Origin of the sequence: Paracoccus panacisoli, from assembly GCF_042435015.1 — a bacterium.
Lineage (GTDB): Bacteria > Pseudomonadota > Alphaproteobacteria > Rhodobacterales > Rhodobacteraceae > Paracoccus > Paracoccus panacisoli.
Map to the genome: position 1 here is coordinate 22,558 of NZ_JBHMQU010000033.1, position 18,133 is coordinate 40,690.

The following is an 18,133-nucleotide window of genomic DNA, read 5'->3' on the forward strand; positions in this document are numbered from 1 at the left end:
ATCAGTTGCCGAACATCTGCCCCGGATTGAACCGGCCGATCCGCGCAAAGAGCTGCCGCAGCACCGAGGCCGAGGACACCCCGGTGTCGGTCACGCGCTGCGACAGCACCACGATCCGCCCCTGCTCGAGCCCGAAGCGCTGCACGTTGGTGACGGTGCCGGCCGGGTCGAAGCTGATCGCCACGACGTGACGCTCGATCTCGCGCGGGGGGTTGAGGCCATACCGCTCCCACCGCGAGCCGACGTAGTACCAGTCGGAGCCGGTCAGCAGCCCCTGCGCCCCCGGACGGCCGATCAGCCCCTCGAGCTCCGCCTGGCTGGTCTGGCCGACGACGACCATCGCCAGCTCGTCGTCGGTGGGGACATAGCCGTGGTTGCGGTACATCCGGGTGCAGCCCGCGGTGGCCGCCGCCAGCGGCAGCGCAAGGGTCAGGGCGATCAGACGCCGCCGGGTCGTTGCCATCGGATACCTTCCGCCCACTGGTTCAAGCCGCGTCCTGTCGCGCCCAGTCGCGCCCTCGCGCCGCGGGCGGTTGACGCCGCCGGACCCGCTTAGCAAACTCGGACCGGGCGCTCAAGAATGTCGGTGACACGGCAGCTTGCCGGTCCCCCACCCCTTGCCGGAAACGAGCCTGATGACCGCTGCCCCCTTCTCCCAGCCGCTGCGCGTGACGCAGCTGAACCCCCGCCGCCCGAACCCCGTCACGGTCGCCCCCGACGAGGCCGCCCGCGCCCGGATCGCCGCGGCGCTGGGGCTCTCGCGCCTGCCCGCCGCGCGGCTCGAGGCGACGATCGCCGCCACCGGGCAGGAGGCCTGGACGCTGACCGGGCGGTTGACCGCGCGGGTGGTGCAGCCCTGCGTTGTGACCCTCGCCCCGGTCGAGACCGCCATCGACGAGCCGGTGCGCCGCGTCTGGTCCCCCTATGCCGACAGCGGCGGCGACCTGCCCGAGGGGGCCGAGATCGAGATGCCCGACGACGAGGTCGAGCCCTTGGGCAGCGTGATCGACCCCGGCGCGGTGCTGGTCGAGGCGCTGGCGCTGGCGCTGCCGCTCTATCCGCGCGCCCCCGGCGCGGCGCTCGAGGCACCCGGAGAGGCCGGCGCCGACGCCGACGACGACCCCGGACGGCGGCCCTTCGCGGGCCTTGCCGCGCTGCTCGGGCGGCGCGACGATCCGCCGGGCGACGGCGGCTGACCCGTCGCCCCGGCGCGCGCCGATTGCCCCTTGGGCCTTGCGGCGCGCAGTTTTGTGACGTATCTGCCCGGTTCGATCCGAAACACGAACGGGCCGGGACAACAATCGCCCAGCCCCCTGCACTCGAAGGTTGTCCCATGGCCGTCCCCCAGAACCGAGTTACCCGGTCCCGCCGCAATATGCGCCGCTCGCATGACGCGCTGGTTGCCGGGAACCCCAACGAATGCCCGAACTGCGGCGAGCTGAAGCGTCCGCACCACGTCTGCCCGTCCTGCGGCCACTACGCCGACCGCGAAGTCGTGGCGCAAGCGAACGACATCGACCTGGACGACGACGCGGCCTGATCCGGCTGACGGCGCACAGGGATGCCGACGGCGTTTTCCCCTTCCGACGCGGCCCCGGTCGCGCCCCAGGCGGCTGCCGGCAACGGCAGCGCGGTGGTGATTTCCGTTGACGCGATGGGCGGGGACCGCGGTCCCGCCGCCGTCGTGGCCGGAATCGAGAAGAGCGCCGACAAGAACCCCGAGATCCGCTTCATCGTCCACGGCCCCGAGGCCGAGCTGCGCCGCCTGATCGGCAAGCGCCGCGAGATCGCCGCGCGCTGCGACATCCGCGACGCGCCCGGCGTCGTGACCATGCACGACAAGCCGAGCCAGGTGATCCGGTCGGCACAGGGCACCTCGATGTGGTCGGCGATCGAATCGGTCCGCCAGGGCGAGGCGACGGTCGCCGTCTCATGCGGCAACACCGGGGCGCTGATGGCGATGTCGATGCTGCGGCTGCGCAAGCTGCCCGGCGTGGCGCGCCCGGCGATCGCCATCCTCTGGCCCTCGCGCAACCCCTCGGGGTTCAACGTTGTGCTGGATGTGGGCGCCGACATCCGCGCCGATTCGACCGACCTGCTGCAATACGCGATGATGGGCGCCTCCTACGCCCGCAACGGCCTCGGGCTCGAGCGGCCGCGCGTCGGGCTGCTCAACGTCGGGACGGAAGAGCACAAGGGCCGGTCAGAGCTGAAGGAGGCGCAGGAGCTGATCGCCGCGGCGGCAGATTCGGCGCGCTTCGACTATGTCGGCTTCGTCGAGGGCGGCGACCTGATGGGTGACCGCGTGGATGTGATCGTCACCGACGGATTTACCGGGAATATCGCGTTGAAGACTGGCGAGGGCACGGCCAAGCTGGTCGGCGATTTCCTCAAGGACGCCTTCGCCAACTCGATCATGTCCAAGTTTGCCGCCCTGCTCGCGATGACCTCGCTCAAGCGCCTGCAAAAGCGCATCGACCCGCGCCGGGTGAACGGCGGCGTGTTCCTTGGACTCAACGGCACCGTGGTCAAGTCGCACGGCTCGGCCGACGCGACGGGCGTCTCGGCGGCGATCAAGCTGGCGTTCCAGCTCGCCAAGTCGGGGTTCCAGGACCGGCTCGCCGCCCGCGTGGCCCAAGCCGCCGAGCAGGCCGCCACTGCCGCCACTGCCGCCGCGCCCACGCCGGGCCCGTCCGGGGACAACGGCTGATGCGCCGCGCGGTCGTCCGGGGCACCGGCCATTACCTGCCCGCCCGCGTGGTCGAGAACAGCCATTTCGAGGCGACGCTCGACACCAGCGACGCCTGGATCCGCGAGCGCACCGGGATCGAGCGGCGCCATTTCGCGGCCGAGGGCGAGTTCACCTCGGACCTCGCCACCGCCGCGGCCCGCGCGGCGCTGGATCGCGCCGGGATGGCTGCCGACGACATCGACGCGATCGTCGTGGCGACTTCGACCCCCGACCTGACCTTTCCGGCGGTCGCCACGATGGTGCAGGCCGGGCTCGGGATGACCCGCGGCTTTGCCTATGACGTGCAGGCCGTCTGCGCGGGCTTCGTCTTCGCCATGGCCAACGCCGACGGGCTGATCCGCTCGGGCCAGGCCGACCGGGTGCTGGTGATCGGGGCCGAGACGTTCAGCCGGATCATGGACTGGACCGACCGCGGCACCTGCGTCCTCTTCGGCGACGGCGCGGGGGCCGTGATCCTCGAGGCGGTCGAGGGCGAGGGCACCACCGCCGACCGCGGTGTGCTGTCCACCGACCTCAACAGCGACGGCACGCTGCGCGACCTGCTGTATGTGGACGGCGGGGTCAGCCGCACCGGCACCGCGGGCTGCCTCAGGATGCAGGGCAACCTCGTCTTCCGCCACGCGGTCGAGAAGCTCGCCAAGACCGCCCATCAGGCGCTCGACAAGGCCGGCCTCACGCCCGCGGATGTTGACTGGCTGGTGCCGCACCAGGCCAACCTCCGGATCATCGGCGCGACCGCGCAGAAGATGCAGCTGCCGATGGACAAGGTGGTCCTGACGGTGGCCGACCACGGCAACACCTCGGCCGCCTCGATCCCGCTCGCGCTGTCGGTCGCCGACGGCGAGGGGCGCTTCGCCGAGGGCGACGTGCTGGTGCTCGAGGCGATCGGCGGCGGGATGAGCTGGGGCAGCGTCCTCCTGCGCTGGTGACGCCGGCGCCGGTCGGCCTCACGGGCTGACCACGCGCTCCCGAGACCGCCCCGCACAGGCGTCGCCCGCGTGCTACCCCCTCCTGCGAAGCCGCGCCGCTCCCGTCGCCCACACCCGCGACCGAGCCCCGCTTGCTTGCAGGACAAAGGCACGCGCCCCCCTCCCCCCTCTCCCTTGCGCAAATATCCTGGGGTGAGGCGCGGCACGCGCCGAGGGGCAACGCCCCTCCTGTCCCCCCTTCCCCCCCGCAGCCCGCGCGGCTAATCAGGCGCCATGCTCAAGACCCGCATCATTCCCTGCCTCGACGTCGCCGACGGGCGCGTGGTCAAGGGCGTCAACTTCGTCGACCTGATCGACGCGGGCGACCCGGTGGCGGCGGCCGCCGCCTATGACGCGGCGGGCGCCGACGAGCTGTGCTTCCTCGACATCCACGCCACGCACGAAAATCGCGGCACGATGTACGACCTCGTGACACGCACCGCCGAGCAGTGCTTCATCCCGCTGACCGTGGGCGGCGGGGTGCGGACCCCGCAGGACGTGCGCGACCTGCTGCTCGCGGGGGCCGACAAGGTCTCGTTCAACTCGGCCGCCGTCGCCGACCCCACGGTGATCGCCGCCGCCGCCGACCGCTTCGGCAGCCAGTGCATCGTCTGCGCCATCGACGCCAAAACCGTCGCCCCCGGCCGGTGGGAGATCTTCACCCACGGCGGCCGCAAGCCGACCGGCATCGACGCCGTGGGCTTCGCCCGGACCGTGGCCGCCCAGGGCGCGGGCGAGATCCTGCTCACCTCGATGGACCGCGACGGGACCAAGGCGGGCTTCAACATTCCTCTGACCCGCGCCATCGCCGACGCGGTCGACATCCCGGTGATCGCCTCGGGCGGGGTCGGCACGCTCGATCACTTCGTCGAGGGCGTGACCGAGGGCCACGCGAGCGCCGTCCTCGCCGCTTCGATCTTCCACTTCGGCACCTTCACCGTCGGCGAGGCCAAGGCCCACATGGCGGCCGCCGGCATCCCCGTCCGCCTGAGCTGAGGCCCGCCGATGACCGACACGCTGACCCGCCTCGCCGCCACCATCGACGCCCGCCGCGGCGCCGACCCCGCGTCGAGCTGGACAGCGCAGCTGCTGGCCAAAGGCCCCGAGAAATGCGCCGAGAAGTTCGGCGAGGAGGCCGTCGAGGCGATCATCGAGGCGGTCCGCGGCGACCGCGCCCGCCTCACGTCCGAGGCCGCCGACGTCCTCTATCACCTGCTCGTCATGCTGAGTGCGCGCGAGGTGCCGCTGGCCGACGTGCTGGCCGAACTCGACCGCCGCGAGGGCCGCTCGGGCGTCGAGGAGAAGGCCGCGCGCCCGCGCTGACGCGCGTGTGACAGCCCCATGACACCCGCGCCGCGACGGGCTAACACGGTCCGACACCGACGAGGGGCCGGCCCATGAACCTGCTGCAGGACTTCACCGATCCGATGACCTCGGTGCCTCTGGGCGTCGCGGTGCTGCGGCTCGTCACCGCGATGCTGCTCGGCGGCATCATCGGGTGGGAGCGCGAGGTGAACGCCCGCGCCGCCGGGCTGCGTACCCATATGCTGATCGCGCTCGCCGCCGCCGTCTTCGCGCTGGTGGCGATGGAGCTGACGAGCTTCGAGGGCGCCCCCGGCACCCAGCTCAACACCGATCCCCTGCGCCTGATCGAGGCGGTGACGTCGGGCGTGGCGTTCCTCGCCGCCGGGTCGATCGTCATCAACGGGGCGAACGTGCGGGGGGTGACGACGGGGGCCTCGATGTGGCTCTGCGGGGCGATCGGGCTCTGCTGCGGGGTGGGCGACATCAAGCTGGCGGTGCTGGTCACGGTGCTGGCAATGGTCGTGCTGTGGCTGATCCACCATCTGGTGAGCCCGGTGGCCGAGCGGATGCAGGACGACACCCGCGCGGACGACTAGAGCCCGGGCGCGCCCGACCGCCGGAACAGCCACCCCGGCGCCGGCCCGGGCCGCGCGGCGGACGAGAGGCTGCGCGCCTCGACCCGCGCGAAGCCGCATTTCTCGAGCACCCGGGCCGAGGCGGGGTTGTCGGCAAAGACCTCGGCCGTCAGCCCCGCCGGCGCGTGGCGGGCGACCATCTCGGCGGCAAAGGCGCCCACGATTTCGGTGGCAAGCCCCTGCCCGGCGGCCTCGGGGGCGAGGAAGTAGTAGACGGGCGGCGCGGCGCCCGCGCCGATCCCGATCGAGCCGATCACCCGCCCGTCGCGCTCGATCGCCGCCCGGAAGGGCGGCATCTGCGCGCCGGGCGGAAACATCGCGTCGAACGCCGCCCGCCCCATGTCCGGGGCAAAGACGAACAGCATCCGCGCCACTTCGGGGCGGGTGGCGATGGCGTAAAGCGTGGCCAGGTCCGCCGCCGCGACGCTGCGGATCAGCGTGCGCGGCGTGACGAGCCGGAAGGAGTCAGCCAACCGGCACCACCTTGATCGCCCCACCCGACGCCGACAGCGCGATCCGCCCCTGCGCGAGGCGCAGCGCGTCGTTGCCGAACACCTCGGCCCGCCAGCCGGTCAGCGCCGGCAGGTCGCGCCCGCCCGAGGCGATGGCGTCCAGCTCGGCCGAGGACGCGATCAGCCGCGGCGCGACCCCCTCGGCGTCGGCCTTGGCCTTGAGCAGCACCCTGAGCAGCTCGGACAGCGCGCCGTTGCCCTGCCGCCCCGGCTCGTCGGGGGCGGGCTTCGGCAGGTCGGTCGCCTCGACCCCCGCCTTGACCGCGGCAAGGATTCCCTGCGCGATCTCGCCCCGCCGCGCCTCGCGCAGCAGAAGCCGTGACTTGGACAGGTCGTCGTCGGTCAGGGGCTTGGTCGAGGCGAGCTCGATCAGCGCGTCGTCCTTGAACACCCGCGAGCGCGGCACGTCGCGGGACTGGGCGTAGCTCTCGCGGAACTTCGCCAGCTCGCGCACCACGGCCAGGAACCGCGGCGAGCCCGAGCGTGTCCGCACCCGCTCCCACGCCTCGTCGGGGCGCACGATGTAGGTCTCGGGATCGACCAGCACCGCGGCTTCCTCGGCCACCCAGGGGGCGCGGCCGGTCTTGTCGAGCTGCGCGCGCAGGTATTCGTAGATCGCCCGCAGATGGGTCACGTCGGCCAGCGCGTAATCCGCCTGCGCCGCGGTCAGCGGCCGGCGCGACCAGTCGGTGAAGCGCGAGGACTTGTCGAGCGGCGCCTTGGCGATGCGCTTGACCAGCGTCTCGTAGCCCGCCTGCTCGCCGAAGCCGCAGACCATCGCCGCGACCTGGGTGTCGAACAGCGGCGTCGGGAACACGCCCGCGTCGTGGAAGAATATCTCGAGGTCCTGGCGCGCGGCGTGGAAGACCTTCACCGTCGCCTCGTGGCGGAAGAGGTCGTAGAGCGGCTCGAGCGACAGCCCCTCGGCGAGCGGGTCGATCAGCACCGCCTCGCCCCCCGGCGCCTTCGGCCCCGAGGCCGGCGGCAGCGCCATCTGCACGAGGCAGAGCTTGGAGTAATAGGTGCGCTCGCGCAGGAACTCGGTGTCGAGCGTGACGTAGGGCTGGGACTTGGCCCGCGCGCAGATGTCGGCGAGCTCTTCGGTGGTGGTGATGATGCGCGGTTCGGCGGCCATCGTGGTCCTCTGGCTGGCGGGTCATCCGCCACATGGGGGGTGGCGGGCAGGCGTCGGGGCCGCGCGGCCCGCCATGCCTGGCGGAGCGGCCCCTCGGCCCGGCCCCGCGCACCGCGGGTGGGGCACAGGCACCGGCGCGGCAGGGGCCTGTCCGGCCGGACTGCGCGGGCCTCTGCCCAGCGGGGAAAGTATGTGGTCGGGGCGAGAGGATTTGAACCTCCGGCCTACGGTACCCAAAACCGTCGCGCTACCAGGCTGCGCCACGCCCCGGACCGCCGGTCTCTTATCCCGCAATGCGGCGGGGCGAAAGACGAAACCGCGCAGGCTGAGCGGCGGGACGGGGGGTCAGCGGCACGGGGCGGCGGCCCCGGCCTGCGGCACCGCCGGGTGGGTCAGCACCGCACCGGGCGCGAGGCCGAGGCGCGCCGCCTCGCCGCCGCCGAGTTCGAGCACGAGCAGCCGGTCGGGGTCGGGATCGCCGGGGGCGGCGCCGGAAATGGGGGTCAGGTCCCGCGGCGTGGCCTGCGGGTGGACGTGGCGCAGACGCCCGGCGGCGTCGAAGAACAGCATGTCCAGCGGGATCAGCGTGTCCTTCATCCAGAAGCTCGCCGGCCGCGGGGTCTCATAGACGAAGAGCATCCCGTGACCTGGGGGCAGCGTCCGGCGGCCCATCAGCCCCTGCGCCCGCTCGGCGGCGTCGTCAGCGATCTCGACGGTAACCGGGATGGCGCGGCCTTCGGCGGTGGTGAGAAGCGCCGTGCCCGGCGAGCAGGACGCGGCATTCGCCGCCGCAGGATCGATCAGCAGCAAAGCAACCGCTGCCGAAGCCATCAGACCCCGCGCAGGCGCAGCGGCGCGGCCCATCATCCAGCCGCAGCCAGCGTGGCGACGAGCGAGGGTGAAACCGATGCAGAAAGAGAGGCAGCAAACCCCGGGCCGAACAGGCGGCCGGGTGCAAAGCCCGGGCCATGATCACAGGACGCCTTGCCGTTGCTTCCATTGCTGCCAGTCGCAGGTGCGCTGCCGTTTCCACCCGGCTCCAAGATCGCGATGGCGCGGTCCCATGCGAGGATCTGAGCGGCGATTGCCCCGCGCGGACCGGGCACTATCCGCAGGCCCACAGCCTCACCCGGCACGAGGTCGGCAAATCCCCAATGCCGCAGCACCTCGATGTGGAGGAAGACGTCGCCGCGCTGCCCAAAGACGTTTGCAAAGCCGAATCCCTTGGCCTTGTCGAACCACTTCACCCGCGCCGGCAATAACGGCAGTTGGTCCAGCTGGTGGGGGGGCAGCATGGCCAGATCGGCAATCGGTGCCTGCCCATCCGATGGGGGCGGCTGGATCGAGAGCACCTCGGTGGCCTGACGCCCCCTAGCCGTACTCATCGCGCGCACGACCACCATCGCGGCCTCGGCGACCGAGCTTTGACCAAAGTTCCGCAGGACATTGGCATGTATCAGCACGTCGGCGCCTCCGGCCGAATCGGCAAGAAACCCGAAGCCCTTGATCGGATCGAACCACTTGATCGGTCCCTGTACGACCACCAAAGCCTGGGTCGAATCTGCGTCCATCGTCGTCCCTTCGCTCTCCTCAGAGATGCAAACCAGAATAATCCTGCGCCGGATTGCAAATACTGCAGGATACCTGACCTAACGTCAACTCGCCTGTCCAGACTTCACGCAAAAGTACGTTCAGTCGAGGTGGAGAGTTCCTTTGCCCGGCAAATTCGCCTTAGGGTTGCAAGCGGGTCACATCCCATTCGGCGTGAACGGAGCGTCTCGCCCAACGGAAGCGGTCGTGCAAGCGGAACGCCCCGTCAGCCCAGAACTCGATCTCGAGCGGGGTGATCCGGAACCCGCCCCAGAACGGCGGACGGGCCGGGTTCACCCCGTGCCGCAGCCCCTGGCGAGCGACCTCGGCCATCAGCGTGGCGCGGCTGTCGAGCGGCTGGCTCTGCCGGCTCGCCCAGGCACCGATCCGCGATTGCAGCGCCCGGCTGGCGTAGTAGGCGTCGGCCTGCGGCCCTTCCTCGCGGGTCACGGTGCCGCGGGCGCGCACCTGCCGGCGCAGCGATTTCCAGTGCATCACGAAGGCCGCGTTGCCCGTCGCGGCGATCTGGCGGCCCTTGGCGCTGTCGTAGTTGGTGTAGAACACGAACCCACCCGCGGGCCCCGTCTCGATGTCCTTGAGCAGCACCATCCGCGCGTCCGGCATCCCGTCCGCATCCACCGTCGCCAGCGCCATCGCGTTGGGATCGTTGATCTCGGTCGCCGCTGCCTCGTCCAGCCACGCCCGGGCGATGGCGAACGGGTCGTCCCCGGCAAAAATTCCGTTGCGGTCGCTCATCTTGACGCCCTCACGGGTTTGGCATAATCCTCGCGTGAGTTGAGAGCGCGGGGAATGACTCATGTCAAGCGAGCGGACTGCGGGCGGGCTGATGGCAGGCCGGCGCGGCCTCATCATGGGGCTGGCGAACGACAAATCCATCGCCTGGGGCATCGCCCGCGCGCTGGCTGACCAGGGGGCGGAACTCGCCTTCTCGTACCAGGGCGAGGCGCTGAAGAAGCGGGTGGCACCCCTCGCCCAGCAGCTCGGGTCCGACATCGTGCTGCCCTGCGACGTGGCCGACATGGCCTCGGTCGATGCGCTGTTCGCCGAACTGGGTGAGCGCTGGGGCAAGCTCGACTTCCTCGTCCACGCCATCGTCTTCTCGGACAAGGAGGAGCTGCGCGGCCGCTACGTCGACACCAGCCGCGACAACTTCCTGATGACGATGGACATCTCCGTCTATTCATTCACCGCCGTGGCGCAGCGCGCCGCCGCGATGATGCCCGAGGGCGGCAGCCTTCTGACGCTGACCTACTACGGCGCCGAGCGGGTCATGCCGCATTACAACGTGATGGGCGTCGCCAAGGCCGCGCTCGAGGCGTCGGTGCGCTATCTCGCCGAGGACCTCGGCAAGGACGGCATCCGAGTCAACGCCATCTCGGCCGGGCCCATCAAGACGCTCGCCGCCTCGGGGATCGGCGATTTCCGCTACATCATGCGCTGGAACGAGCTGAACTCGCCCCTGCGCCGCAACGTGACCACCGAGGACGTGGGCAAGTCCGCGCTCTATCTGCTGTCGGACCTCGGCTCGGGCGTCACGGGTGAGACGCATCACGTCGACGCGGGCTATCACGTCGTCGGCATGAAGGCCGTGGACGCCCCCGACATCGACGCCACCGCCAACCGCAAGGCGGCCGAGTAACCCGCCTTGGCCGGCTCGGCCTTCGAGGCGCTGGCCCTCGACGGGGTCACCCTGCCGCAGCTGGCGCTGTTCGTCAGCACGCTGGCGGTGGCGATCCTGTCGCCCGGACCGGCGATCATCGCGGCCAGCCGATCGGCGGCGGCGCGCGGGCGGCAGGCGTCGATGCCCTATGCGCTGGGGCTCGCCACGGGCGCCTCGCTCTGGTGTCTCTTCGCGCTCTTCGGGCTGACGGTGCTGTTCCGTGCCATGCCGCAGCTCTTCGTGGCGATGAAGCTTGCGGGCGGCGTCTACCTGATCTGGATCGCGGTGCAGATGTGGCGCCACGCGGCCGATCCGCTGGCGATGGGCGGCGAGACGGTGAGCGGCCCCGGCTTCTGGCAGGGGATCGCGCTCAACCTCTCGAACCCCAAGCCGGCGCTCTTCTACGCCAGCGTCATCATGTCGATCTTTCCCGCCCTGCACGGGGCGGCGCCGGCGGTGATCTATCTCGTCGCGCTGTCGGTCGAGCTGAGTTTCTACGTCGCGGTGACCACGCTCATGGCCACGGGGCCGGTGCGGCGGCGATATATCGCGGCCAAGCCGTGGATCGACCGCATTGCGGGGGGGCTGATTGGTGCGCTAGGGGTGTCGCTGATCCTGCGTCACTAGACGCCCCCGCTTCTGCCCCCGCCCCCGACCCCGCCCCCGAGGAGACCATGGCCCGCACCCCCGCCACCGACCGCCTGCCGCACGAGCGCGGCTTTCACGTCAGCTGGGACCAGCTGCACCGCGATGCCCGCGCGCTGGCCTGGCGGTTGCAGGACAAGGCCCCGGCGGGGGGCGGCGAATGGCGCGCCGTGGTGGCGATCACCCGCGGCGGCATGGTGCCGGCGATGATCGTCGCGCGCGAACTCGACATCCGCACGATCGACACGATCTCGATCAAGTCCTACAAGGGCGACGGCGCCAAGGGCGTGCAGGGCGAGCTTCAGGTGCTCAAGTCCCCCGACGCGGGCATGATGGGCGACGGCGAGGGCGTGCTGGTCGTCGATGACCTCGTGGACAGCGGCCGCACGCTTGAGCTGGTGCGGCAGATGTATCCCAAGGCGCATTTCGCCACCGTCTACGCCAAGCCCAAGGGCCAGCCGATGGTCGAGACCTACATCACCGAGGTCAGCCAGGACACCTGGATCTTCTTCCCGTGGGACATGGCGCTGCAGTATGTCGAGCCCTATCGCGGCACCGACTGACGCCGCGCGCGCCTTGGTCCGCCACCTGCCCCACGACGACGGTCTGCTGCATCGACTGTTCGAGCTGAGCCTCGGCGCCAAGGCGGTGTTCGCGGCCATCGAGGCGATGGCGGGCGCAGCGCTGATCTTCGTCCCGAACGCGGCGCTGCATCGCGGGATGATCTGGCTGACCCATGCCGAGCTGATCGAGGATCCCTCGGACCCGCTGGTGCGCCGCATCCTCGCCGCGGCGAGCCACATCGACCCGGGCAGCCAGCAGTTCTATGCACTCTACCTGCTCACGCATGGGCTGGTGAAGCTGGCGGTGGTGACGCTGCTCGCGCGCGGGGTGGCCTTTGCCTATCCGCTGGCGCTCGCCGTGTTCGGCGGGTTCGTGGTCTACCAGATGCATCGCTGGCAGATCAGCGGCTCGCCCGCGATGCTGGCGCTGTCGGCGCTGGACGCGGTGGTGATCGCGCTGACCTGGCGCGAGTGGCGGCTGGCCGGCGCCGGCAAGCTGCGGCATCGGTCCGGCCGGGCCTGACGGCGGGCCGCCATGCGAACGGCCGCCGGGCGAGCGGCGGCCGTCATGATCGTCTCGAAGTGGGCTCAGGCGGTCGCCTTGCCCGTATCCGGCGTCTTCACCGACTTGTCGGTGCCGGGAATGTCGTCTTCCTGCTTGCCGTCCTGATGGGCCTGGTTCTTGCCCATGATGCGCTTGTTACGCTCGGCCTCGTCGGGGGTGACGTGCTCGACGGGGTTATAGACGGCCGGGTTGTGCTTCATGCTCATGGCATCGCTCCGTTTGAATGGGGCGCGACGGGGCCTCACGGGCCACGAACGTCGCTGATGCCGGGTCAACCGCCCCGGGACCGCCACGGTTCCGACCGGAACCCGACCGCCGGATGATCGGTTCTACCTCGGCAGGATGCCATTCCCGAGGGAGAGATCCGATGACCAAGGACATTCGCAGCCACGAGCTGGTCGAGGGCACCGACGAGGACGAGGCCGGCAAGATGAAGCAGCAGATGCGCATCGAGGAGGCGCAGCGCCTGCGTCGCCAGAACCAGGCCGCCGCCGCCAAGGCACCGAAGCCCGAGTGAGCCCGGGCCGCGGCCCCTCAGTTCCCCCGCACGAACCGCGCCGCCCCTTCGGCGGCCCGGATCATCGCCTTGGACTTGTGCACGCACTCCATGAACTCGGCTTCGGGGTCGCTGTCGTAGACGACCCCACCTCCGGCCTGCACATACAAAGTCTCGTCCTTGACCACCCCGGTCCGCAGCGCGATGCACATGTCCATCTCGCCGTTCGCCGCGAAATAGCCGATTGCGCCGCCGTAGATGCCGCGCTTTTCAGGCTCGAGTTGGTCGATGATCTCCATCGCCCGGACCTTGGGCGCGCCCGAGACGGTGCCCGCCGGCAGCCCCGCGAGCAGCGCCGACAGCGCGTCCTCGCCCTCGTTCAGCTCGCCCACCACGTTCGAGACGATGTGCATGACGTGGGAATAGCGCTCGATGATGAACTCTTCGGTCGGACGCACCGTGCCGATGCGCGCCACCCGGCCCACGTCGTTCCGGCCCAGATCGAGCAGCATCAGGTGCTCGGCCAACTCCTTTTCGTCGGCGAGCAGGCTCGCCTCGTTGGCGCGGTCCTCTTCCGGCGTCGCCCCACGCGGGCGGGTGCCGGCGATAGGGCGGATGGTCACCTCGCCGTCGCGGACCCGCACGAGGATCTCAGGCGACGCACCGACGATCTGGAACCCCCCCATGTTGAGGAAGAACATGAACGGCGAGGGGTTGGTGCGCCGGAGCGAGCGGTAGAGCGCGAAGGGCGGCAGCGGAAAGTCGATGGCCCAGCGCTGCGAGGGCACCACCTGGAAGATGTCGCCGGCGCGGATGTAGTCCTTGGCGGCCTCGACCGCGGCGACATAGCCCGCGCGGGAGAAGTTCGAGCGCGGCTCGCCCACCGCGCCCCCCTGCCCCAGTGCGCGCGGCTCAGCGGGCTGGCGGTCGAGCGAGCGCAGCGCCTCCATCACACGCTCGGCAGCCTGGGCATAGGCGGCCCGTGCCGGCACCGCAGGGTCGTGCCAGGCCGGCGCGCAGAGCGTCACCTCGCCCTTCACCCCGTCCAGCACCGCGACCACCGAGGGCCGCATCAGCATCGCATCCGGCACCCCCAGCGGGTCCGGGTTCACGTCCGGCAGATGCTCGACCAGCCGGATCATGTCATAGCCGAGATAGCCGAAGAGCCCCGCCGCGACCGGCGGGATGCCCTCGGGCATCTCGATCCGGCTTTCCGCGATCAACGCGCGCAGGCTCTCGAGCGGCGGGCGCGGATCGTCCTCGAAGCTTTCGGCATAGCGGGCCTGCCGGTTGATCCGGGCGCGCCCGTCGCGGCAGTCCCACACGAGGTCCGGCTTCATCCCCACGATGGAATAGCGCCCCCGCACCTCGCCGCCGGTCACGCTTTCCAGCATGAAGGACAGCGGCTGCGCCTCGGCCAGCTTGAGCATCAGGCTCACCGGCGTGTCGAGATCGGCGGCCAGCCGGATCGTCACCAGCTGGTTCTGCCCCGCCGCCCAGCCCTGCGCGAAGGCGTCGAAATCCGGCGCGAGGTCCATCACTGGATCCGGGCGTTGGCCGCGGCGATGGCGGGCGTGTTGATCGTCACCCCCAGCGTCGTCTGCAGCGCGCGGGCATAGGCCTCGAACACGTCGCCCTGCAGCGACTCGCCCAGCCGGCGCGAGACGCCGTCGAGCACCGGCGCGGCCTCGACCGTCCCGAGGTCGGCCGGGTGCACCGCGTCGAGCCGGATCACGAACACCCGCCCGTCGGCCTCGACCACGCCGGTGTCGCCCGGCGCCTTGAGGCGAAAGGCGGCGGCGGTCACATCGCCCGGCACGCCCTCGATCCCGGTGTCGCGCTCGACCGCGGGGGCCGGGGTCAGGGTCACCGGCAGGCCCGGCGCAGCGGCGCCGTCGGCGGCGGGCGCCATGCTCAGCTGCATCTCTTCCTCTTGCGCGAGCGCCTTGAGCTGGCGCCGCGTCTCGGCCGCGGTCCAGTCGTCGAGCACCGCGGTGCGGACCTCGGCAAACGGCCGCAGCGTCGGCGGTACCACCGCGTCGAGCCGCAGCGCGAACACGCCGCCATCATCGAGCGGGTAGATCTGCGGGAAATCCTTGTCGGTGAGCTGCGCGGCGCGCTCGCGGAAGCTCTGATAGGCAGCGATCCCGCCCGCCGGGGTGTCGGCGGAAAAGTCGATGCTCCCCACCTCCATCGGCGTGTCCTTGGCCAGATCCTCGAGCGTCGCCCCCCCGGCGATCAGGTCCTCGAGCTGCGCGGCCTGATCCTCGATCAGCCGCTTGGCGCGGTCGGCCGCGGCCTCGGCGCGCAGGTCGGCCTGGGCCTGCTCGAAGGGGATATTCACCGGCTCGAGGATGGCGTTCATCGAGATCAGCGCCGGGCCGAGCGCCGTCTCGACCGGGCCCACCACGCCCGGCTGGTCGAGCGCGAAGACCGCCGGCCCGGCGGCGCCCAGCGCCGCCTCGGTCATCTCGCCCAGGTCGATGTCCGAGAGCTGCAGGCCGCGCTCGGCCGCCAGCTGCTCGAAGTTCGCCTGCCCTGCGTCGAGCCGCGCCTTGGCGGCCGTGGCGGCGGCGGCGTCGGGATAGACGAGCTGCTCGACCATCCGCCGCTCGGGCTGCTGAAACTCGGCGATGCGCTGCTGATAGATTTCGCGCAGCGCGGCCTCATCCAGCTGCACGGTGTCGGCCAGCATCTCGGGCGTGAGCCAGGCATAGGTGATCTTGCGGACCTCGGGGGCGGTGAACTCGGCCGCATTGGCCTGGTGCCAGGCCTCGAGCGTCGCCTCGTCCGGCTGGGTCACCGGGCTCTTGAGCTGCGCGGGCGTCAGCTCGGCCCAGGACAGGTCGCGGGTCTCGAGCAGCCAGCCGGCGGTCCGATCGCGCAGCGTGATCGGCGCGCCCAGCCCGCCGATCACGGCGCGCTGTAGGATCATCCGCGCCTCGTCCATCCGCACCTGCTCTTCGAACGCCGCCGGGGTCAGCCCCTCGCGGCGCAGCACGTCGGTATAGCGGGCGTTGTCGAAGTTGCCGCCCTGCCCCTGGAACCCCGGGGCCTGCGTCAGCTGGCGCAGCACCGCCTCGTCGCCGACCGACAGGCCGACCCGCCGCGCCTCGTCCTCGAGCGCCGCGGCGGTGAAGAGCCGCGCCTGCACGGTCTGCGGCAGGCCCATGGTGCGCGCCTGCTCGGCGGTGATGTTCTGCCCGGTCTGGGCGGCGAAGCCCTGCATCTCGGACCGGATGCCGCGCAGGTAGTCGTCGGTGCCGATGTCGGTATCCCCGACCGAGCCGATGCTGCCCACCGCCCCGCCCGAGAAGTTGCGCACGCCGAAGCCGCCGAGGCCCAGCAGCAGCATCCCCAGCAGGATCCAGACGATGGTGGATTTGCCCTTGGTTCGCAAACTGGTCATTCGGTCGCCCCCGTGCCCCCGTGTTCCTGCCGGCCGCGTCTGTGGCGGCCCGACCCGGGACGCCCTGCGCCCGGCCCGGCGTGTTTAGGCGCAGCCCGCCGGGCCGGCAAGGCCGCTTGCCGGGGGCGTCACCGCGGCCAACCGCTGGCCCAGCGCGGCGATGCCGTCTGCGTCGGCGTTGGCAAAGGCGATGCGGACATGGCGCGGCCCGTCGGGGTCGCCCTCGGGCATGAACATCGTCCCCGGCAAGAGCAGCACCCCCGCCTCGGCCACCAGCCGCCGGGCGAGCGTGGCCGAGCTTTCCGCGAACGGATGCTCGACCCAGGCGAAATAGGCGCCGCAGCCCTTGACCCGCCAGCCCGGCAGGCCGGCCATGACCTGCGCCATCGCGTCGCGGCGGCGCAGGATCTCGGCCCGCTCGCCGGCCAGCCAGTCGCGCAGATGCGCCATCCCCCAGACCGCGCCGATCTGGCCCAGCTGCCCGGGGCAGATCGCCACGGTGTCGAGGAACTTCTCGACTTCGACCAGCCGCGCGGGGCTGGCCACCAGCGCGCCGACCCGGTGCCCGGTCAGCCGGAACGCCTTGGAGAAGCTGTAGAGCTGGATCAGCGTGTCGTCCCAATCCGGGTCGGCGAAGAGCCCGTGCGGGGCGCCCTCGCGCGAGTCGAAGTCGCGGTAGGTCTCGTCCACCACCAGCGCCAGCCCGTGCGCGCGGGCGAGGTCGCGGAAGCCCGCGAGCACCTCGGCCGGATACTCGGCACCCGAGGGGTTGTTGGGGCTGACCAGCACGATGGCGCGGGTCCGGGGCGAGATCAGCGCGGCCGCCGCCTCGGGGTCGGGCACCATCCCCCGCCCGCAGCCGAGCGGCACGGCGCGGACGCCCTGCATGTCGAGCCACATCTTGTGGTTGAAATACCACGGCACCGGGATGATGACCTCATCCCCCGGCCCGGCGAGTGTGGCGATGGCGGCGCAGAAGGCCTGGTTGCAGCCCTGGGTGATGGCGACGTTCCCGGCCTCGATCCGGCCGCCGTAGGCGCGGGACCATTCGGCGGCGACCGCCTCGCGCAGGTCGGTGTTGCCGAGGACGGGGCCATAGAGATGCGCCGCGGCCTGGTTCAGCGCTGCCTCGGCGATGGCGGCGCGCAGCGCCTCGGGCGGGGGATCGACGGGGGCGGCCTGGCTCACGTTGATGAGCGGGCGGTCGGGCGGGAAGCTGACCCCCTCGAGCCAGCGCCGCGCCTCCATCACCGGGGGGCGGAAGGTGGCGGCGAGGGCGGGGTTCAGGGGCAGCATCAGTTCGAGGCTCCGGGCGCAGCGAGGGGGGCGAGGTCGGTCAGGTCGGGTTGGGCGGGGGTCTCGCCCGAGGGCCGGGCCAGAGTCGGCGCCTTCCGCGTGGTGGCGGTCAGCGGCAGAGACGGGAGTGACAGGTCTGGTGCCGGGCGCGGCACGTCGCGTGGCAGCGGGACCGGGGTGGCGCCGGGGGTCGCGGGCGCGGTGAGCGGGCGCGGGGCGGTGACGTCGGGGCGCGCGGCCGGGTCCGTGGCGGTCGGGTCGGCCTGCGGGGCCGCATCGGGCGCCGGTGACGCGGCCGAGGGGGTCGGCGCGGTATCGGTCACGGCGGCGGAGCGGTCGGTGGACGAGTCCGGCGTGCGGCTCTCAAGGGCGACGTCCGCAGGGGCACCCGGATCGGGCGAGGCGTCCCGCGCGACGGGCGCGGGCAGCTGCTCGGCCGCGGCGCTGCGCTCGGGCAGGCGGTCGAGGCTCGGGACCACGACCTGACCGGGCGGGGCAACCGGGATGGGCGCCTCGGCCCCCGGCGCGGCCACGGGTTCGGGCGCGAGCGGGGCGGGCGCCAGCGGCCGGGGCGCGGCCGG

The 18,133-nt window shown here is 71.6% G+C and carries 21 protein-coding genes, 1 tRNA gene and 2 pseudogenes; 12 read left to right on the forward strand and 12 right to left on the reverse strand.

All coding sequences use genetic code 11. The features are described 5' to 3' along the window. Nucleotide 1: 1 nt before the first annotated feature. Nucleotides 2–463: an outer membrane protein assembly factor BamE gene (locus ACFHYO_RS08145; protein WP_394319628.1), complete on the reverse strand. Its 462-nt coding sequence runs from the start codon at nucleotides 461–463 to the stop codon at nucleotides 2–4. Between the two features lie 172 nt (nucleotides 464–635). On the opposite strand from ACFHYO_RS08145, the gene ACFHYO_RS08150 reads away from it, so the two are divergent. The 7 genes from ACFHYO_RS08150 (at nucleotide 636) to ACFHYO_RS08180 (ending at nucleotide 5,621) form a co-directional block, all read left to right on the forward strand. Next, on the forward strand, nucleotides 636–1,196 hold the full coding sequence (locus ACFHYO_RS08150; RefSeq protein WP_394319629.1) for a YceD family protein: 561 nt from the start codon (nucleotides 636–638) through the stop codon (nucleotides 1,194–1,196). Between the two features lie 137 nt (nucleotides 1,197–1,333). Beyond that, on the forward strand, nucleotides 1,334–1,540 hold the full coding sequence (gene rpmF / locus ACFHYO_RS08155; RefSeq protein WP_036704393.1) for a 50S ribosomal protein L32: 207 nt from the start codon (nucleotides 1,334–1,336) through the stop codon (nucleotides 1,538–1,540). A gap of 21 nt (nucleotides 1,541–1,561) precedes the next feature. After that, nucleotides 1,562–2,710, forward strand: a complete 1,149-nt coding sequence (gene plsX / locus ACFHYO_RS08160) for a phosphate acyltransferase PlsX (protein ID WP_394319631.1) — start codon at nucleotides 1,562–1,564, stop codon at nucleotides 2,708–2,710. After that, nucleotides 2,710–3,681, forward strand: coding sequence for a beta-ketoacyl-ACP synthase III (locus ACFHYO_RS08165; protein WP_394319633.1), 972 nt, complete (start codon nucleotides 2,710–2,712; stop codon nucleotides 3,679–3,681). Before plsX ends, ACFHYO_RS08165 begins: the two co-directional genes overlap by 1 nt. 273 nt (nucleotides 3,682–3,954) lie before the next feature. Further along, a complete protein-coding gene (gene hisF, locus ACFHYO_RS08170; protein ID WP_036711327.1) occupies nucleotides 3,955–4,716 on the forward strand; it encodes an imidazole glycerol phosphate synthase subunit HisF in 762 nt (253 codons plus the stop codon). A 9-nt stretch (nucleotides 4,717–4,725) separates the two neighbouring features. Further along, nucleotides 4,726–5,043 carry a phosphoribosyl-ATP diphosphatase gene (locus ACFHYO_RS08175; protein WP_394319636.1) on the forward strand — a complete coding sequence of 106 codons (318 nt, stop codon included), beginning with the start codon at nucleotides 4,726–4,728 and terminating at the stop codon, nucleotides 5,041–5,043. A 74-nt stretch (nucleotides 5,044–5,117) separates the two neighbouring features. Then, entirely contained in the window at nucleotides 5,118–5,621 is a 504-nt protein-coding gene (locus ACFHYO_RS08180; RefSeq protein WP_043133978.1) for an MgtC/SapB family protein, read from the forward strand. On the opposite strand, the gene ACFHYO_RS08185 is transcribed toward ACFHYO_RS08180, so the two are convergent. From ACFHYO_RS08185 to pdxH, 6 genes and pseudogenes are all read right to left on the reverse strand, one after another. Beyond that, entirely contained in the window at nucleotides 5,618–6,133 is a 516-nt protein-coding gene (locus tag ACFHYO_RS08185; protein ID WP_394319638.1) for a GNAT family N-acetyltransferase, read from the reverse strand. The genes ACFHYO_RS08180 and ACFHYO_RS08185 overlap by 4 nt on opposite strands. Continuing rightward, nucleotides 6,126–7,307 (reverse strand): ribonuclease D, encoded by a 1,182-nt coding sequence (gene rnd / locus ACFHYO_RS08190; RefSeq protein ID WP_036711325.1) that lies wholly within the window; start codon nucleotides 7,305–7,307, stop codon nucleotides 6,126–6,128. The genes ACFHYO_RS08185 and rnd overlap by 8 nt, the downstream gene beginning before the upstream one ends. 193 nt (nucleotides 7,308–7,500) lie before the next feature. Continuing rightward, nucleotides 7,501–7,577: transfer RNA gene (locus ACFHYO_RS08195), tRNA-Pro, on the reverse strand. A 75-nt stretch (nucleotides 7,578–7,652) separates the two neighbouring features. Further along, the gene (locus ACFHYO_RS08200) at nucleotides 7,653–8,117 is read right to left on the reverse strand and encodes a DUF192 domain-containing protein (protein ID WP_394319640.1); all 465 of its coding nucleotides are present in this window, start codon (nucleotides 8,115–8,117) and stop codon (nucleotides 7,653–7,655) included. 239 nt (nucleotides 8,118–8,356) lie between these two features. Further along, nucleotides 8,357–8,878, reverse strand: a pseudogene (locus ACFHYO_RS08205) (cold-shock protein); the annotation flags it as partial. 160 nt (nucleotides 8,879–9,038) lie between these two features. Further along, on the reverse strand, nucleotides 9,039–9,653 hold the full coding sequence (gene pdxH, locus ACFHYO_RS08210) for a pyridoxamine 5'-phosphate oxidase (protein ID WP_394319642.1): 615 nt from the start codon (nucleotides 9,651–9,653) through the stop codon (nucleotides 9,039–9,041). Between the two features lie 61 nt (nucleotides 9,654–9,714). Here pdxH and fabI point away from each other — a divergent pair, with 61 nt between their 5' ends. The 4 genes from fabI to ACFHYO_RS08230 are packed head-to-tail and all read left to right on the forward strand — an operon-like array spanning nucleotide 9,715 to nucleotide 12,309. Further along, nucleotides 9,715–10,557 (forward strand): enoyl-ACP reductase FabI, encoded by an 843-nt coding sequence (fabI, locus tag ACFHYO_RS08215; protein WP_394319644.1) that lies wholly within the window; start codon nucleotides 9,715–9,717, stop codon nucleotides 10,555–10,557. Nucleotides 10,558–10,563: 6 nt separating this feature from the next. Continuing rightward, nucleotides 10,564–11,205 carry a LysE family translocator gene (locus ACFHYO_RS08220; protein WP_253270395.1) on the forward strand — a complete coding sequence of 214 codons (642 nt, stop codon included), beginning with the start codon at nucleotides 10,564–10,566 and terminating at the stop codon, nucleotides 11,203–11,205. Between the two features lie 47 nt (nucleotides 11,206–11,252). Beyond that, nucleotides 11,253–11,786 (forward strand): xanthine phosphoribosyltransferase, encoded by a 534-nt coding sequence (gene gpt / locus ACFHYO_RS08225; RefSeq protein ID WP_036705016.1) that lies wholly within the window; start codon nucleotides 11,253–11,255, stop codon nucleotides 11,784–11,786. Next, nucleotides 11,758–12,309, forward strand: coding sequence for a DUF2127 domain-containing protein (locus ACFHYO_RS08230; protein ID WP_081969608.1), 552 nt, complete (start codon nucleotides 11,758–11,760; stop codon nucleotides 12,307–12,309). The genes gpt and ACFHYO_RS08230 overlap by 29 nt, the downstream gene beginning before the upstream one ends. Nucleotides 12,310–12,374: 65 nt before the next feature. Here the strand turns inward: ACFHYO_RS08230 and ACFHYO_RS08235 are convergent, their stop codons facing one another. Continuing rightward, on the reverse strand, nucleotides 12,375–12,557 hold the full coding sequence (locus tag ACFHYO_RS08235) for a hypothetical protein (RefSeq protein WP_036705010.1): 183 nt from the start codon (nucleotides 12,555–12,557) through the stop codon (nucleotides 12,375–12,377). A gap of 161 nt (nucleotides 12,558–12,718) precedes the next feature. Between ACFHYO_RS08235 and ACFHYO_RS08240 the strand changes: the two genes are divergently transcribed. Continuing rightward, nucleotides 12,719–12,868 carry a hypothetical protein gene (locus ACFHYO_RS08240; protein ID WP_156113622.1) on the forward strand — a complete coding sequence of 50 codons (150 nt, stop codon included), beginning with the start codon at nucleotides 12,719–12,721 and terminating at the stop codon, nucleotides 12,866–12,868. Nucleotides 12,869–12,885: 17 nt separating this feature from the next. On the opposite strand, the gene trpE is transcribed toward ACFHYO_RS08240, so the two are convergent. From trpE to ACFHYO_RS08260, 4 genes and pseudogenes are all read right to left on the reverse strand, one after another. Beyond that, a complete protein-coding gene (gene trpE / locus ACFHYO_RS08245) occupies nucleotides 12,886–14,385 on the reverse strand; it encodes an anthranilate synthase component I (RefSeq protein ID WP_394319646.1) in 1,500 nt (499 codons plus the stop codon). Then, on the reverse strand, nucleotides 14,385–16,256 hold the full coding sequence (locus tag ACFHYO_RS08250; protein ID WP_394319648.1) for a peptidylprolyl isomerase: 1,872 nt from the start codon (nucleotides 16,254–16,256) through the stop codon (nucleotides 14,385–14,387). The genes trpE and ACFHYO_RS08250 overlap by 1 nt, the downstream gene beginning before the upstream one ends. Before the next feature lie 84 nt (nucleotides 16,257–16,340). Next, a complete protein-coding gene (locus ACFHYO_RS08255) occupies nucleotides 16,341–17,555 on the reverse strand; it encodes an aminotransferase (protein ID WP_394319652.1) in 1,215 nt (404 codons plus the stop codon). Beyond that, nucleotides 17,552–18,133: pseudogene (locus ACFHYO_RS08260) on the reverse strand (hypothetical protein); the annotation flags it as partial. The pseudogene ACFHYO_RS08260 and the gene ACFHYO_RS08255, both read right to left, overlap by 4 nt.